General features: G+C 64.4%; 13 protein-coding genes and 1 tRNA gene. 7 read left to right on the forward strand and 7 right to left on the reverse strand.

Annotation, left to right across the window (positions count from 1 at the left end; all coding sequences use genetic code 11):
* Positions 1–8: 8 nt before the first annotated feature.
* A complete protein-coding gene (locus tag ACDI39_RS07325; protein WP_225788406.1) occupies positions 9–1,592 on the forward strand; it encodes an aldehyde dehydrogenase (NADP(+)) in 1,584 nt (527 codons plus the stop codon).
* A gap of 66 nt (positions 1,593–1,658) precedes the next feature.
* Here the strand turns inward: ACDI39_RS07325 and ACDI39_RS07330 are convergent, their stop codons facing one another.
* On the reverse strand, positions 1,659–2,408 hold the full coding sequence (locus ACDI39_RS07330; protein WP_225788484.1) for a FadR/GntR family transcriptional regulator: 750 nt from the start codon (positions 2,406–2,408) through the stop codon (positions 1,659–1,661).
* Between the two features lie 257 nt (positions 2,409–2,665).
* Between ACDI39_RS07330 and ACDI39_RS07335 the strand changes: the two genes are divergently transcribed.
* Both ACDI39_RS07335 and ACDI39_RS07340 read left to right on the forward strand, forming a co-directional pair.
* A complete protein-coding gene (locus ACDI39_RS07335) occupies positions 2,666–3,067 on the forward strand; it encodes a hypothetical protein (RefSeq protein ID WP_225788407.1) in 402 nt (133 codons plus the stop codon).
* 82 nt (positions 3,068–3,149) lie between these two features.
* Complete coding sequence (locus ACDI39_RS07340) at positions 3,150–3,314, forward strand: hypothetical protein (protein WP_225788408.1); 165 nt, start codon at positions 3,150–3,152, stop codon at positions 3,312–3,314.
* A 114-nt stretch (positions 3,315–3,428) separates the two neighbouring features.
* Here ACDI39_RS07340 and ACDI39_RS07345 read toward each other — a convergent pair whose 3' ends face one another.
* Positions 3,429–5,177: a BCCT family transporter gene (locus tag ACDI39_RS07345; RefSeq protein WP_225788409.1), complete on the reverse strand. Its 1,749-nt coding sequence runs from the start codon at positions 5,175–5,177 to the stop codon at positions 3,429–3,431.
* A 257-nt stretch (positions 5,178–5,434) separates the two neighbouring features.
* On the opposite strand from ACDI39_RS07345, the gene ACDI39_RS07350 reads away from it, so the two are divergent.
* Positions 5,435–6,154 (forward strand): TorF family putative porin, encoded by a 720-nt coding sequence (locus ACDI39_RS07350; protein ID WP_225788410.1) that lies wholly within the window; start codon positions 5,435–5,437, stop codon positions 6,152–6,154.
* Here the strand turns inward: ACDI39_RS07350 and ACDI39_RS07355 are convergent.
* Entirely contained in the window at positions 6,151–7,089 is a 939-nt protein-coding gene (locus ACDI39_RS07355; protein ID WP_225788411.1) for a choline sulfate utilization transcriptional regulator, read from the reverse strand. The two genes, ACDI39_RS07350 and ACDI39_RS07355, sit on opposite strands and share 4 nt — an antisense overlap.
* 224 nt (positions 7,090–7,313) lie before the next feature.
* Between ACDI39_RS07355 and ACDI39_RS07360 the strand changes: the two genes are divergently transcribed.
* Together ACDI39_RS07360 and ACDI39_RS07365 are read left to right on the forward strand one after the other, a co-directional pair.
* Complete coding sequence (locus ACDI39_RS07360) at positions 7,314–8,915, forward strand: BCCT family transporter (protein ID WP_253108022.1); 1,602 nt, start codon at positions 7,314–7,316, stop codon at positions 8,913–8,915.
* A gap of 144 nt (positions 8,916–9,059) precedes the next feature.
* Positions 9,060–10,346, forward strand: coding sequence for an OprD family porin (locus ACDI39_RS07365; protein ID WP_225788413.1), 1,287 nt, complete (start codon positions 9,060–9,062; stop codon positions 10,344–10,346).
* A gap of 138 nt (positions 10,347–10,484) precedes the next feature.
* Here ACDI39_RS07365 and bla read toward each other — a convergent pair whose 3' ends face one another.
* Both bla and nhaA read right to left on the reverse strand, forming a co-directional pair.
* Positions 10,485–11,360, reverse strand: coding sequence for a class A beta-lactamase (gene bla, locus ACDI39_RS07370; RefSeq protein WP_410045533.1), 876 nt, complete (start codon positions 11,358–11,360; stop codon positions 10,485–10,487).
* Between the two features lie 20 nt (positions 11,361–11,380).
* Positions 11,381–12,739: a Na+/H+ antiporter NhaA gene (gene nhaA, locus ACDI39_RS07375; RefSeq protein WP_225788414.1), complete on the reverse strand. Its 1,359-nt coding sequence runs from the start codon at positions 12,737–12,739 to the stop codon at positions 11,381–11,383.
* A 191-nt stretch (positions 12,740–12,930) separates the two neighbouring features.
* Here nhaA and ACDI39_RS07380 point away from each other — a divergent pair, with 191 nt between their 5' ends.
* Complete coding sequence (locus tag ACDI39_RS07380) at positions 12,931–13,605, forward strand: NADPH-dependent F420 reductase (RefSeq protein ID WP_253080464.1); 675 nt, start codon at positions 12,931–12,933, stop codon at positions 13,603–13,605.
* Between the two features lie 207 nt (positions 13,606–13,812).
* Here the strand turns inward: ACDI39_RS07380 and ACDI39_RS07385 are convergent.
* Together ACDI39_RS07385 and pgsA are read right to left on the reverse strand one after the other, a co-directional pair.
* Positions 13,813–13,888, reverse strand: a tRNA-Gly gene (locus ACDI39_RS07385).
* Positions 13,889–13,952: 64 nt separating this feature from the next.
* Positions 13,953–14,513 (reverse strand): CDP-diacylglycerol--glycerol-3-phosphate 3-phosphatidyltransferase, encoded by a 561-nt coding sequence (gene pgsA / locus ACDI39_RS07390; RefSeq protein ID WP_225788420.1) that lies wholly within the window; start codon positions 14,511–14,513, stop codon positions 13,953–13,955.
* Positions 14,514–14,517 lie beyond the last annotated feature (4 nt).

Raw genomic sequence — 14,517 nt, forward strand, 5'->3', positions numbered from 1 at the left:
AGTACTCCATGCCTGAGATCCTCGGCCACAACTTCATCGCCGGGCAACGCAGCGCCACTGGCACGCAACGCCTCCAGAGCCTGGACGCCACCACCGGCGAGCCCCTGCCCTACGTGTTCTTCCAGGCCACCGAGGCCGAGGTGGACCAGGCCGCCCGCGCCGCCGCCAACGCCTTCGCCGAGTTCCGCCACCTGGCCCCGGCTCGCCGCGCCGAGTTCCTCGACGCCATCGCCGCCGAGCTCGACGAACTGGACGACGCCTTCGTCGACATCGTCTGCCGTGAAACCGCGCTGCCTGCGGCACGCATCCAGGGCGAGCGAGGGCGTACCAGCGGCCAGATGCGCCTGTTCGCCGAGGTCTTGCGCCGCGGCGACTTCCTCGGTGCACGTATCGACCTCCCATTGCCCGAACGCCAACCGCTCCCACGGGTGGACATCCGCCAGATGCGCATCGGTGTAGGCCCGGTCGCGGTGTTCGGCGCCAGCAACTTCCCGCTGGCCTTCTCTACCGCCGGCGGCGATACCGCGGCCGCCCTGGCCGCTGGCTGCCCGGTGGTCTTCAAGGCGCACAGCGGCCACATGGCCACCGCCGACCTGGTCGGCTGCGCGATCCAGCGCGCCGCCGAGCGTACTGGCATGCCCAGGGGCGTGTTCAACATGGTCTTCGGCAGCGGTGTCGGCGAATGGCTGGTCAAGCATCCCGCGATCCAGGCGGTGGGTTTCACCGGCTCGCTCAGAGGGGGTGACGCCCTGTGCCGCATGGCGGCCGAGCGCCCACAGCCCATCCCGGTGTTCGCCGAGATGTCCAGCATCAACCCGGTGATCATCCTGCCGGGCGCGTTGGCCAAGCGCGGCGAAGCCATCGCCCGTGAACTGGCAGGCTCGGTCTGCCTCGGCGCCGGCCAGTTCTGCACCAACCCGGGCCTGGTCATCGGCCTGCGATCGCCGCAGTACAGCCAACTGCTCGCCGATCTCGGCCAGCATCTGGAGCAGCAGGCGGGCCAGACCATGCTCAACGCCGGCGGGTTGAACAGCTATACCGCAGGCCTTGGACACCTGCATGCCCACGCGGGTATCCGTCACCTGGCCGGGCGCGCCCAGGGCGGCAACCAGGCCCAGGCCCAACTGTTCAAGGCCGACGCCCAGCTGTTGATAGACGCCGACCCGCTGTTGCAAGAGGAAGTGTTCGGCCCCACGACCGTCGCTGTGGATGCCCAGGACAACGAGCAGTTGCGGGCTGCGCTGCAAGGCTTGCGCGGCCAGCTGACAGCGACTCTGATCGGTGAGCCGGAAGACCTGCAAGCCTTCGCCTGGCTGGTGCCGCTGCTGGAGGAAAAGGTCGGCCGCATCCTGGTCAATGGCTACCCGACCGGCGTCGAGGTGTGTGATGCCATGGTCCATGGCGGCCCTTATCCGGCGACCTCCGACGCACGGGGTACGTCGGTCGGCACCCTGGCCATCGATCGCTTCCTGCGCCCGGTGTGCTACCAGAACTACCCGCAGGCGCTGCTGCCTGAAGCGTTGCGCGACAGCAACCCGCTGGCGCTGCGCCGGTTGGTCAATGGGCAGTGGAGCACAGGCACCATTGGTTGAGTTCGTCAGATCCCAGGGGGCCGCTTCGCGCCCCCAGGATCTTGAGTGAACAGCAAGCCATCGGCCTCAGGCGCCCTGCGCCTCGGCTTCCTCATGCGCCTGGCGCAACCGCTCCCGGCTATTGGACAGGTGCATCCGCATCGCCATCTTCGCCCCTTCGCTGTCTCGCCGGGCGATCGCCTCGTAGATCGCATCATGCTCGTGGCGCAGCCTGCTCATGTAGTGGGCCTGGTCGTCATGGGCCAGGCGTGCGGAGTTGAGGCGCGTGCGCGGAATGATGCTGGTGCCCAGGTGATCGATGATGTCGGCGAAGTAGTGATTACCGCTGGCCTGCGCGATGAGCAGGTGGAACTGGAAATCCGCCGAGACGGCGTCCGAGGCATGGGACACGCCTTCGTTGAGCTCGTCCAGCGCTTCACGCATGGCCGCCAGCGCCTCGTCGCTGCGCCGCTGGGCCGCCAGGCCTGCCGATTCGACCTCCAGGGCAATGCGCAGCTCCAGCACGGCCAACACCTCGCGCAAGGTGACGATGGTCGCCGGATCGATGCGCAAGCCACTGCTGGCCGGCGCGTCCAGAACGAAGGTGCCGATGCCGTGGCGCGTCTCGACCTGGCCCGACGCCTGCAGCCTGGAGATCGCCTCACGGACCACGGTGCGGCTGACGCCCTCCTCGGCCATGATCTGCGATTCGGTCGGCAACTTGTCGCCGCGCTTAAGCTGACCGCTGCGGATGCGCTCAGTCAGCACCGTGACCAGTTCCTGGGCCAGACTGCGCGGTTTGCGCCGAGTCCGGGTCTGTACCTGCTGCTCTGTCATGCCCTTGCGTTCACGTTGAAAGACAGCCGTCATGATAGCGCAAGCAGTTGTACGATCACACTCATCCGTAGCGCTTCGAGCGCAATCATCATCCCGAGCGAGATGGAAGCCTTCCCTACGCCAACGTACTGTCCTTAGAACTTTTTCCTATTTACCGGTCTATGGGATAAGCCCAGAGGTCGGCGAGCACGACTTCGATGCTTTCCCGCCGCCGGATGGCCGCGTGTCCCATTGTCAATCAGAGGTGGTCTTCGTTCATGAAACTCCATGTCCCCCGGATGGTGCTCCTTGGCCTGTTCGCGTTCGCGGCAATGGGCTCGGCATCGGCAATGCAGATGAAGACCCCGCCCCCAGCTTTGGCGACCAAAGTCACGACCGCCCAGGCGCCGGTACAGCCTTCCGAAAACCCGTGGCCAACCTTGGCCAGCCTGACCGGCCAGCAGCCCGGGCCATTGCTGGCCCATGACGACCGACACTGGCATGACGGCCGCTGGCACGATCATCGAAGCGATTGGCGCCGGGACAGATGGCGCAGGGAGCAGGCCCGCCGCGAAGCCGAGCGCCGTCGCGACTGGGAACGCCATCATTACCGAGCGATGCAGCACCGACATGGGCATGATCATCGCTACAAGCATGATCATCGCCATTATCGGCGCTGATGATCACTCATGCCGGGATAGGCCCACAGCGTTGAACACCCCTTGGACAACGGGTCGAGTCGTGGATGCTCGTGTAGTGCGCATGCCACTCAATCCGCCTATCGAAGTCGGCCCGGATGGCCTCGCCCGTGTTGAGCTTCGAATCGAGGCAACCGACCGGATGGTAGCCACCTACGCCCTATCCGTGACGTTTGAGGCCGAAAATGGTGACTCAATCAAGGCAAACACCTTCCTGATCGACATGTGAATGCAAGCGCCCCACGGCCGGCTCCAAACTACACCTGCAGACAGCGCAGAACATGGCCATGACATCGGCTTGCGCAATTAGCGCCTGCGCTGCCCTGCAAACACTCGGGCAGTGTCAGGTCTCGAGCACCTTCGCTTCGCCCCGGGAGCGCTCGACGGCGGATTTCTTCTCCCGGACCACGATATAGAACTCTTCCCCATGCTTGACCGCACCATACAGCACGGCCTTCTCGATCAGCTCGGTGCCGCGCACATGGCGCAACATCATCGGATCCTTGCGCAGGTCGCGGTACAGCGCCAGGCACAGCAGCACCATCACGATGACGAAGGGTAACGCGACGATGATGGTCAGGTTCTGCAGGCCCGTGAGCGCCGCGCCGGGGTTTCGCGGGTCGCCTATCGCCAGCATGATCGCAGCGACCGTCCCGGTGAGCGCGCCCCAGAAGATCACCGTGGCGCGCGAAGGCTCCGTGGTGCCGTGCTCCGACAGCGTCCCCATGACCAGCGAGGCGGCATCGGCGCCGGACACGAAGAAGATGGCCACCAGGAGCATGACCAGTACCGACGTTGCAGACGCCAGCGGATAGCTTTCCAGCAGCTCGTAAAGGGCGTAGTTGCTGTTCACGACGCCATCGACCAGCAACAGGCTCCCCTCGCGCACGGCGTCGATGCCGGCCCCGCCGAACACGGTGAACCAGACGAGGCTGACCAGGCTCGGCACCAGCAGCACACCGGTGACGAACTGGCGAATGGTGCGCCCGCGGCTGATGCGCGCGATGAACATGCCGACGAAGGGGGTCCAGGAGATCCACCAGGCCCAGTAGAACACCGTCCAGCTGGCCAGCCAGGTGTCCATCTGCTCACCGCCACTGGCACTGGTGCGGGCCATCATTTCGGGTAGCAGCTTGATGTATACACCGATCGACGTCGGCAGCAGGTTCAACATCAGCAGCGTAGGACCCACCATGAACACGAACACCGCCAGCACCAGGGCCAGCACCATGTTGGTGTTGGAGAGCCACTGTATGCCCTTGCCGATCCCTGAAACCGCCGAGGCGACGAAGGCGACGGTCAACACGACGATGATCGACAGGTAGAAAAGCTTGCCGGGGTTTTCAATCCAGCCATTGTGTTCGAGACCGCCAGCGATCTGCAGGGCACCGAGGCCGAGCGAGGCCGCCGAGCCGAACAGGGTGGCGAAGATGGCCATCATGTCGATGACACGGCCTACCGGGCCATTGGCGTGCTTGCCGATCAATGGCCGGAACGCTGCGGAGATGAGCTGCGAACGGCCACGGCGGAAGGTGCCGTAGGCGATCACCAACCCGACGATGGCGTACATGGCCCACGGATGGAGGGTCCAGTGGAACAGCGTGGTCGCCATGGCCACTTGCATCGCCTCGCTGGTTTGCCCGCTCGCCGTGCCGGGGGGCGGTGTCACGTAGTGGGAAAGCGGCTCGGCGACGCCAAAGAACATCAGGCCGATGCCCATGCCGGCGCTGAACATCATGGCAACCCAGGAAACCGTGCGAAACTCCGGGGGCTCGCCGTCACGCCCTAACGGGACCTTGCCGTACCGGCTGGCGGCCAGCCAAAGCACGAAGACCACGAATACGGTAGAGGTCAGTACGAAGAACCAGCCAAAGTTGACGATGACCCAGGATTGCGCCGTGGAGGCGCTGGCGGCAAGGCTCGCTTGATTGAGAAAGCCCCAGATGACGAAGGCGACAGCGACGATACTGGTGATACCGAAGACGACCCAGTCGATCTTGCCCTCACGGTCGCGATCCTGCTCTGCCTCTTGGGTTTTCGAAGGATCGGTCACACCGAGAGCCAGCGTTTCATCGTTGTCTTGCGCTGCCATCACTTAAAGCCCCTTTCTGGGTTTCTTGGATTTGTAATTGCCATACACCCTGTGCACCCACAGGCGAACGCGATGCGCGGCCCGATTATCTTGCCCGCCAACAAAGCACTGCTATCCGATACCGTCGCGGCTCATCCTCTGAGCGACCAACCAGTCAGCGCGCCTCTGGCTTGGTCGTGACGGATCGTGCGGTTTCCCCCGCTGCCCAACACCGTTATCCTCTGCCCCTCCAAAACAGGCTTTCCAGGACGGCGAGCATGACCCGGCCCCTTCTGTTGCTGGCTGCAGCCTTGGTGTTCAGCCCAGCGCTACAGGCCCAGCAGATCCAGCGCCAGTTGGGCGACTTCGATTTCAAGCTGGGCACCGACGCCTCCCGCACCATGGCCCATGGGCTGGTGTCGCCCAGTGCCGTCGGCGCCTTCCACGGCGGCCTCGACCTCAGCCACCCCAGCGGCTGGTACTTCGGCCAATACGCCCCGAGCATGGGCCTGACGCCCACCTCTACCCTGCGCCTGGACAGCTACCTGGGTTACAAACGGCGTTTCGACGACAGCCTGGGCTTCGAGGCGGGGCTGATCCACTACAGCCAGCCCTACCTCGCCGGCAGCGACAGCTATGCCCTGTATGGCGGCATCTCGGTGCTGGGCAGCCATTTCGGCGGCGCTCTGCGCGACAACCCGAACAATCGCACCGGTACGCTGTTCGCCGACCTCGGCCACCTGCCCTTGTTCGATGTCGACCTCACGGTCAAGGTCGCCCACCATCGCCTGGGCACGCCCTTCACCATTGGCGACGGCAGCCAGGTGGATGCCTTCAGTGACTGGTCGCTGGAGCTGTCACGCCCGTGGCTGGGCATCGACCTCAACCTGATCTACAGCGACTCGGACCTGCGCGGCGTGGGTTGCGATGCCTATGCCGGCATCAACCGCTATTGCGAAAGCATGGTGACGCTCAAGGCCCAGCGCAGCTTTTTCTAGGCGTTGGTGGCATCCGGCTGTCTAGAACTTGCCCAGGCATCGCACTCGCTGCCCAGCTCTTCCATCAGCCACGACGTGACCGACTCGAGCATGCGCGCCCGGCGCTTGCGCTCGGGCAGGATGGCGTAATAGCCGAACGGCGACTCGACGCTCTGGCTCAGCGGGCGGCACAGCAGGTTCTGGCGGATCAAGTCGTCCACCAGGTGCCGCCAACCGATGGCTACGCCCTGCCCGGCGATGGCCGCCTGGATCAGCAGGCTGTAGTTGTCCAGGCTCAGCCCGGTAGGGGGCGCGGCGCCGATGCCCAGGGCGCGGAACAGCCGAGGCCAGTCGTACCAACGGCTGTGCGAGTCGGCTCGCAGGTGCAGCAGCGGCAGCTCGGCCAACGCACTGGGTGCCAAGGGCAAGGTACGCGCGTTGAGCAGCATCGGGCTGCACACAGGGAAGACTTCTTCGCCGAACAGGCGCAGGGCTTCGCCGTGCTTGAAACGGCCATCGCCGAAGACGATGGCCAGGTCGATGTCGCCGCGCAGGCCCAGGGGGCTGCGTTCGCTGGTCTGGATGCTGACCTCCAGGTGCGGGTGGCGCTGGCGAAGACGCGGCAGGCGCGGCATGAGCCACAAGGCCGCGAACGCATAGTCGGTGGCTACCTGCACCACCTCCTGGGGCTGGCGGGCCTTGACCGCGTCGATACCGGCCTTGAATTCGCCCAGGCCAGCCTGGACGTGCTGCAGCAGCACGGCACCGCCCTCGGTGAGGTTGATACCCCGGTAGACACGGTCGAACAGGCGCACCTCCAGCAGGGCTTCGAGGCGCTTGATCTGCTGGCTGACCGCCGGCTGGGTGGTGCCCAGCTCCACCGCCGCCGCGGTGAAACTCTGATGACGGGCCGCCGACTCGAAGGCGCGCAACAACTCCAGGGGCAGACGATCCATAAGCTGGACTTATCCTAATCATCTCTGGTCGTGGGGTTTACCCAATCGGGCAGCAATGGCGAGACTGGGCTGCGTCACTATCCCATAAAAACCATGAATAGGTCAGCTGGCTGGTGGAGAGCGCACCGCCGCAAGCCCCTGTCACCTTTGGCCGCCATAACAAGAACCGAGAGGTCGTGATGCTTGGAGCCGATTCAAAACGCCGCGTGCCCGCCGTCCACCGCGTGGACATCCCCCTCATCCTGTCCAGCATCCTGGTGATCGGCCTCACGGTCGCCGGCCTGATGCTCTTCCCCCAGCAATCCATGGCGCTTTCCCACCAGGCATTCGAAGCGACGACGCGGGTGTTTGGCGCGGTGATCCAGATGATCGGCTTCCTGTGCGTGGTACTGATTGGCTGGATCGCCTTCAGCAAGTACGGCAACATCCGCCTCGGCGAGGGCAAGCCGCAATATGGCAACGTCAGCTGGGTGTTCATGTTCATCTGCGCCGGGCTGGGGTCGGCCACCATGTACTGGGCGTTCATGGAATGGACCTTCTACTACGTCAGCCCCGGGCTGGGCATCGTCGCGCGCAGCAAGGAAGCGCTGGAGTTCAGCATCGCCTATTCGTTCTTCCACTGGGGCATCACGCCCTGGGCCATCTATGGTATCGCCTCGCTGGCGATGGCCTACCACTTCCATGTGCGCAAGAACCCGGGGCTGAGCCTGTCTGCCGCCGTGGAGGCCATCACCGGCATTCGCTCAGCGGGCTTGGCAGGCCGGCTGATCGATGTGATCTTCCTGCTAGCGACCTTCGGTGGGTTGATCCTCACCATCACGGTGTCTTCATCGACCATTTCCAAAGGGCTATCGATGTTGTTCGGCCTGGACGAGGGCTTCGGCCTGGAAGCCGCGCTGGTCATCGCGGTGACGCTGGTGTTCTCGGTCAGTTCGTGGATCGGTATCGGCAGCGGCATGCAGCGACTGGCCCATGCGGCCTGCGGCCTGACCCTGGTGTTCGCGATCATCGTCCTGGCGCTCGGCCCGACCGGCTTCATTCTCAACAACGTTGCCAACGCCGTCGGCCTGATGATGCAGAACTTCGTGCATATGAGCCTGGCCACCGACCCGGTAGGCTCCGGTGAATTCGCCCGGGGCTGGACGGTGTTCTACTGGTTGTTCTGGGTCACCTACACGCCGGGGGTCGCGCTGTTCGTCACCCGCGTATCACGAGGGCGCACGATCAAGGAAGTGATCTGCGCCATGGTACTGGGCGGCTGCGCCGGTTGCTGGGTGTTCTTCGGCAGCCTGCAGAGCTTTGCCATCGCCCAGTTCCTCGGCGGAGTGATCGATTCGCCAGCACTGCTCGACGACTCAGGCGGCGAGGCAGTGGTATCGATGCTGCTGCTCAGCCTGCCGATGGGCAAGGTGCTAGCCCTGGTGTACTTCTTTCTGATGCTAGTGTTCCTGGCCTCGCACCTGGACGCCGTGGCGTTTTCCATCGCCGCGACCAGCATGCGCAACCTCCAGGAGGGAGAGGATCCCTCGCCCGGCTTGCGCTTGTTCTGGTGCGTGATGCTCGCGGCCATCCCCCTGGCCATGCTGTACATCGACGCGCCACTGCACACCCTCAAGACCGTGGTCTCGCTGGCAGCCGTTCCCTTCATCCTGGTGTTGCTGGTGAAGATGCATGGGCTGCTCAAGTGGATGCGCGAAGACTACGGGCACCTGCCCGCCCACCGCATCGAGGCGCTATCCAACGAGGGGCTCGTGGGCATCGGCGATGACGACGTATCCATGCCATTGAGCGGCCGCTCGGTATCCAGGGCCGGGCTTGCCGACTGATCCCCTCCTCCGTTTCCAGACACGCTGTGCGATCGCCTGCGCATGTTCGCGGTCGCCAGCGCTTGCTCAGCACCTAGGTGCCCGGGTGCTGCTGCCATCAAGATGATCCTGCGGGAGACAATAATGAGAAGAAGTGGACGTGGTATGGGTATGCTGGCCTGCGCGACACTGTCGGGCCTGGTCGCCGTCGGGGCCAAGGCCGCCGAAGAGGGCTTCGTCGAAAGGGGACACCTGAAGCTGCTGGCGCGAAACCTCTATTGGAACCATGACGGCCATGGCGGCAGTGCCGATCGCCGGGAATGGGGCCAGGGCTTGCAACTGGACTACACCTCGGGCTACACCCAGGGCCTGTTCGGCTTTGGCGTCGACCTGAGCGGCTACCAGGTCTTCAAGCTGTACGGCAACGACCGTTATTCGGGCACAGCGGGGGTGCTGGTGCCCGACGGCGACGGCACGGCCGATGCTTCCGGCTCGGCGGGCGGAGCGTTGAAGGCCAGGGTGTCGGCCACCGAGCTGAAGTTCGGCAACAACCTGCGCCCGTACAACCCGGTGTTCGCCCCCGCCGATACGCGCGTGCTGCCGGCTACGGCCACGGGCTTGTGGCTGACCAGCCAGGAACTGGCCGGATTGATGCTCGAGGCGGGCCACCTGACCGCCGCCAAGGATTTCAACAGTACCAACGCCTCCGATGACTTCTACGCCGCGTATGCCGGCGTGGCGACCGATACCGTGGATTTCGCCGGTGGCAGCTACGCTGCCAGCGATGCACTGAGCCTAAGCCTCTATGCAGCCGACTACCGGGACATCTGGCGCCAGTACTATGGTGGCCTGACCTACATCCAGCCATTGGCTGAAGGCCAGAGCCTGGGCGTCGACCTGAACCTGTACAAGACCGACGACACCGGCTCGGCATTGGCCGGGCCAATCGACACCACGGCGTGGTCGATGGCGCTCACCTACACCCTGGGCGCCCATGCATTCAAGCTCAGCTACCAGAAGAACCATGGCGACGTGCCCTTCGACTACCTGGGCATGGGGCCGGGCACCTACCATGACTCGATCTACCTGGCCAACTCGTCGCAACTGGTGGACTTCAATGGCCCGAAGGAACGCTCCTGGGGAGCGTTCTACAACCTGGACATGGCCGGCCTCGGCGTCCCGGGCCTGAGCTTCGGCATGCGCTACATCAAGGGAACGGGCGTGGACGCCAGCGACATGCCGGCAGGCAGCCCCTACGCCTATTACGGCAGTGAAAGCAGCGAGGAGCACTGGGAGCGGGATGTAGACGTCAAGTACGTGGTGCAGGGTGGCTCGCTGGCAGGGCTGTCGCTGCGCCTGCGCCATGCCAGCCATCGCATCGGCAACCAGGCGTCGGACAGCTCGTCCGACCAGCTGCGGCTGATCGTGCAGTATCCCTATGATTTCTTCTGAAAGGCATTCAGTGATCATTAGGGGCCGCGAAGCGGCCCCAGGATTTCCAGCCCCAAATGCTCTCATAGCAACAGCACAGCCCAGCTTTGTGAAGAACCCTTGCCATACACCAGTGATGTCAGGACCCCAGCCAACCCCTCACACCTTCCAGGCCTCCACGACCACACGGGTCGCCTCGGCAATGACGTCGCTACGCCAAGGTGAAGTCTTGTCCCGGCCTCGCGTATAGATCGCCAGAATCCAGGGCGCCTGCCCTGGCGGCCAGATGATCCCGACATCATTGGCAACGCCGTAGTCACCCGAACCGGTCTTGTCGCCAACCACCCAGCCCTCAGGCAAGCCGGCGCGGATACGGGTATCGCCTGTGGTATTGCCCTTGAGCCAGTCCTGCAGGCGCAGTCGGGCCGCCGCCGGCAGGCCATCCGTCAACAGCAGGCGCTGCAGGGTGACGCCCATGGCCAAGGGTGTGGAGGTATCCCTTGGGTCATTGGGCAGCGCGCTGTTCAACGCCGGTTCATATCGATCGAGGCGAAAGGCCGGGTCGCCGATGCTGCGGGCATAGGCGGTGAGCTTCGACGGCCCACCGACCACTCCCAGCAAGAGATTCGCCGCCGTGTTGTCGCTGTATTGCAGTGCCGCTGCACAGAGCTCAGCGACACTCATGCCCGTTGCGACATGCTTTTCAGTGACAGGCGAATAGACCACCAACTGCTCGGCGGTGTAGGCGATGCGGCGCTCCAGCAGGCCGGGCTCGGCCTGGTCCTGCTGGAGGATGGCAGCGGCCAGCACGACCTTGAAGGTACTGCACAGTGCGGCACGCGCTTCGCTGCGATAAGACAACCGCCGGCCGCTTCCCGTGTCGAGCGCCCAAAGCCCCAGGGTACCGCCCAACGCCTGCTCCAGGTGCTGCAAGCGCTGGTGAACCGGGTCGGACGCCCAGGCGGGCGTTGCCAGCATGACCGAGCCCCCCATGGCGCCCTGGATCAGTTGGCGGCGACTGAATGTCGGCTTCATGGTGTATTCCCTGGAGAAGATCAATTCGCTTCGACCTTGCGGCGTGCAGCAGCACGCCGCATGCCCCAGACACCCCATGCCAGGCCGAGCACGGCAGCCGTTACCGAGCCAGACAACACGCCGAGTTTCGCAGCGCCCAGGGAGCCTGGGTCGACGAAAGCGAGGTTGGCGATGAAGATCGACATGGTAAAGCCTATGCCGCCCAACAGGCCGATCAGGGTGATGCCACCCCAGGTCACGCCCGAAGGCAGGGTGCACCAGCCCAGCCGGACCATCAGCCAGCTCACGCTGAAGATCCCCAAGGGCTTGCCAAGCACCAGCGCGGCGGCGACGGCGATCATCACCCAGTGCGGTGCTGCGGCAGACAGGTCGACACCTGACAAGCCGACACCGGCATTGGCCAGGGCGAAGATCGGCATGATGACGTAGGCCACCCAAGGGTGCAGGGCACCTTGTACGCGCACGACCGGTGGCAGCAGTTCGCGCTGGGCCAACCGCAGGCGCTTCAGCGGGTCCATCAGGTCGCTGGCGCCCTTTTCAGGGGCCTTCGCGCGACCGAGCAGTTCATCGGTGAAACGCGTGATGGCATCGAGCGGACGCTCACGCATGGGCATCGCGACGACCGGTGTCATGAGACCGAGCACTACGCCTGCCAACGTCGGGTGAGCGCCGGTCATCAGGATGCCCAGCCAGGTGATGGCGCCGGGAATGACATACGCGTACGCCGAACCGATGCCGATCTTCTGCAGCCCGATCACCATCAGCAGGCCAATCGCGGCAACGCCGAAGCCACTGTAGTCGAGGCCTCCCGAGTAGAAGAAGGCGATGATCAGCACGGCGATGATGTCATCGATGATCGCCAGGGCCAGCAGGAAAACGCGGACATTCGAAGGGATCGACTTGCCGAGCAAGGCAAGGACGCCAACCGCGAAGGCGATGTCGGTGGCGGTGGGCACGGCCCAGCCCTGCTGCTCCGCCGGCGCATGGCCGAACGCCAGGTAGATCAATGCGGGCACGGCCACCCCACCGATTGCCGCCGCCATGGGCAGCGTGGCCTGGCGCAAGCTGGAAAGCGCGCCTTCATGGATCTCGCGACGGATCTCCATGCCCACGACCAGGAAGAATATGGTCATCAGGCCATCGTTGATCCAGAAATGCAGCGACTGCGAGTACACCAGCGAACCGATGCCAATAGTCAGCGGGGTATGCCAGAGGGCCTCGTAACTGTCGGCCGCAGGCGAGTTCGCCCAGATCAGCGCAACGATCGCGGCGATCAGGAGGACGATGCCGCTGACGGCTTCGATATGGAGAAAACGCTCGAAGTTGGCGAAAGCACGCTCAGCCAGTTGCTGGGCGCGAGGTACCTGTGTTTTTTGCATAGGCGCAAGAACTCCCGCATGGCGGCCCGACCTGCGTTGCTCTTTAACCTGCCTCACTGCTTCATGCAGCTAGCACCCGCGGCACAGTCTACCGGACAACCGGATCGAGGTGAACGACTGCGCGCCTTTCATTTATGCCCTGGCCCTACTACGGTGTTCACAAGACCGTTTCCCACCCAGGAGCGCAGCGCATGTCGAGGATCTTCTTGCTGATATTCGCAGGCTTGGCCCTGTGTGCAGGCCAGGCGATGGCCGACACCCTCAGGATCGGTGTGATCGGCGCCGGTAACGTCGGCGGTACGCTTGGCACGCTATGGGCCAAGGCCGGGCACTCGGTGATGTTTTCGTCACGCCACCCCGAGCAGTTGGGGGATCTGGCCAAGGCTGCCGGCCCCAATGCCCGGGCAGGCTCGGTCGACGAGGCCGCGGCATGGGGCGAGGTGATCGTGTTGAGCGTCCCGTACGGCGCCATGCCCGCACTCGCCGAACAGCTCAAGGGCAAGCTGGACGGCAAGGTGGTCCTCAGCACCAGTAACCCGTTCAGCGGCCGTGACGGCGAAACCGGGCGCAAGGCGCTGGCCCAGGGCGTCGCCTTGGCGGACCGGCACTACCTGCCCGGGGTGCACCTGGTGCGGGCGTTCAATGCCATAGGTTACGCAGCGATGAAGGACCAATCCGGCCAGGGCAAGGCAATCCCTGTCTTCGCGGACGACGCCCAAGCCCGGGCGCTGGGCGCCCGGTTGGTGCACGATGCCGGTTTCATACCAGTGCTGTTGCCGCTGGCGCGAGCCGATCAAGGGTTGCCGGGCGGGCCGCTCAGTGGCGCTTGGAACGAGGCTGAGCTCAAGCGCCAACTGGATCGCTAGCAGCCCATGCCAGCAAGCCGGCGCCCCTGGCCCTCTGCACGGCACATGTGTCGTGAACACCGCCGGCCCTTGTGGGCCGGCTTGCCGGCGATGGGGCGCGAAGCGGCTCCAATGCCGGCAGGCTGTAATGCCTGGCGCAGAAACGAAAAAAAGAGGCCATAAGGCCTCTTTCTTTTGATCCCGGCAGAACACCTAGGAATCGAATCTTGGAGCGGGAAACGAGACTCGAACTCGCGACCCCGACCTTGGCAAGGTCGTGCTCTACCAACTGAGCTATTCCCGCGTCGTGATGGGTTGCCATTCTAGCGATCTGCCAAATAACGTCAACCCCTTGATTCAAAAAACCTTTATTTCTGCTCCGAGCCTTCCCGCAGGTGCGGCCAGGCAGCCAGCAGGTAGTGGACCATCGACACCAGGGTCAGGCCGGCCGCGACCAGCAACAAGCCGTAGCCGAGCACCACCCAGAAGCTCAGCACCGGCGGGTTGGCCAGCAGGATCACCAGCGCCAGCATCTGTGCGGCAGTCTTCCACTTGCCGAGGCTCGACACCGCCACGTGTGCCCTCGCCCCCAGCTCGGCCATCCACTCGCGCAAAGCCGAGACGACGATCTCGCGGCCGATGATCACCGCGGCCGGCAAGGTCAGCCAGAAGTTGGCATGGACCTGCACCAGCAGCACCAGGGCCACCGCGACCATCAGCTTGTCGGCCACCGGGTCGAGGAAGGCACCGAACGGCGTGCTCTGCTGCAGGCGGCGTGCCAGGTAGCCGTCGAGCCAGTCGGTGGCGGCCGCGATGGCGAACACGCTGCTGGCGGCAATGTAGCTCCAGTGATAGGGCACATAGAACAGCAGGATGAAGATCGGGATGAGCAGAACGCGTAGAACGGTGAGCAGGTTTGGAATATTCATCGGT

Source organism: Pseudomonas sp. Tun-23181 (genome assembly GCF_057415455.1).

Coding starts and splice junctions, on each gene's coding strand:
- ACDI39_RS07340 (WP_225788408.1), top strand. CDS start 3,150: ATGCCACTCAATCCGCCTATCGAAGTCGGCCCGGATGGCCTCGCCCGT.
- nhaA (WP_225788414.1), bottom strand. CDS start 12,739: ATGCAAAAAACACAGGTACCTCGCGCCCAGCAACTGGCTGAGCGTGCT.
- bla (WP_410045533.1), bottom strand. CDS start 11,360: ATGAAGCCGACATTCAGTCGCCGCCAACTGATCCAGGGCGCCATGGGG.
- ACDI39_RS07335 (WP_225788407.1), top strand. CDS start 2,666: ATGAAACTCCATGTCCCCCGGATGGTGCTCCTTGGCCTGTTCGCGTTC.
- ACDI39_RS07365 (WP_225788413.1), top strand. CDS start 9,060: ATGGGTATGCTGGCCTGCGCGACACTGTCGGGCCTGGTCGCCGTCGGG.
- ACDI39_RS07345 (WP_225788409.1), bottom strand. CDS start 5,177: ATGGCAGCGCAAGACAACGATGAAACGCTGGCTCTCGGTGTGACCGAT.
- ACDI39_RS07350 (WP_225788410.1), top strand. CDS start 5,435: ATGACCCGGCCCCTTCTGTTGCTGGCTGCAGCCTTGGTGTTCAGCCCA.
- pgsA (WP_225788420.1), bottom strand. CDS start 14,513: ATGAATATTCCAAACCTGCTCACCGTTCTACGCGTTCTGCTCATCCCG.
- ACDI39_RS07355 (WP_225788411.1), bottom strand. CDS start 7,089: ATGGATCGTCTGCCCCTGGAGTTGTTGCGCGCCTTCGAGTCGGCGGCC.
- ACDI39_RS07325 (WP_225788406.1), top strand. CDS start 9: ATGCCTGAGATCCTCGGCCACAACTTCATCGCCGGGCAACGCAGCGCC.
- ACDI39_RS07380 (WP_253080464.1), top strand. CDS start 12,931: ATGTCGAGGATCTTCTTGCTGATATTCGCAGGCTTGGCCCTGTGTGCA.
- ACDI39_RS07330 (WP_225788484.1), bottom strand. CDS start 2,408: ATGACAGAGCAGCAGGTACAGACCCGGACTCGGCGCAAACCGCGCAGT.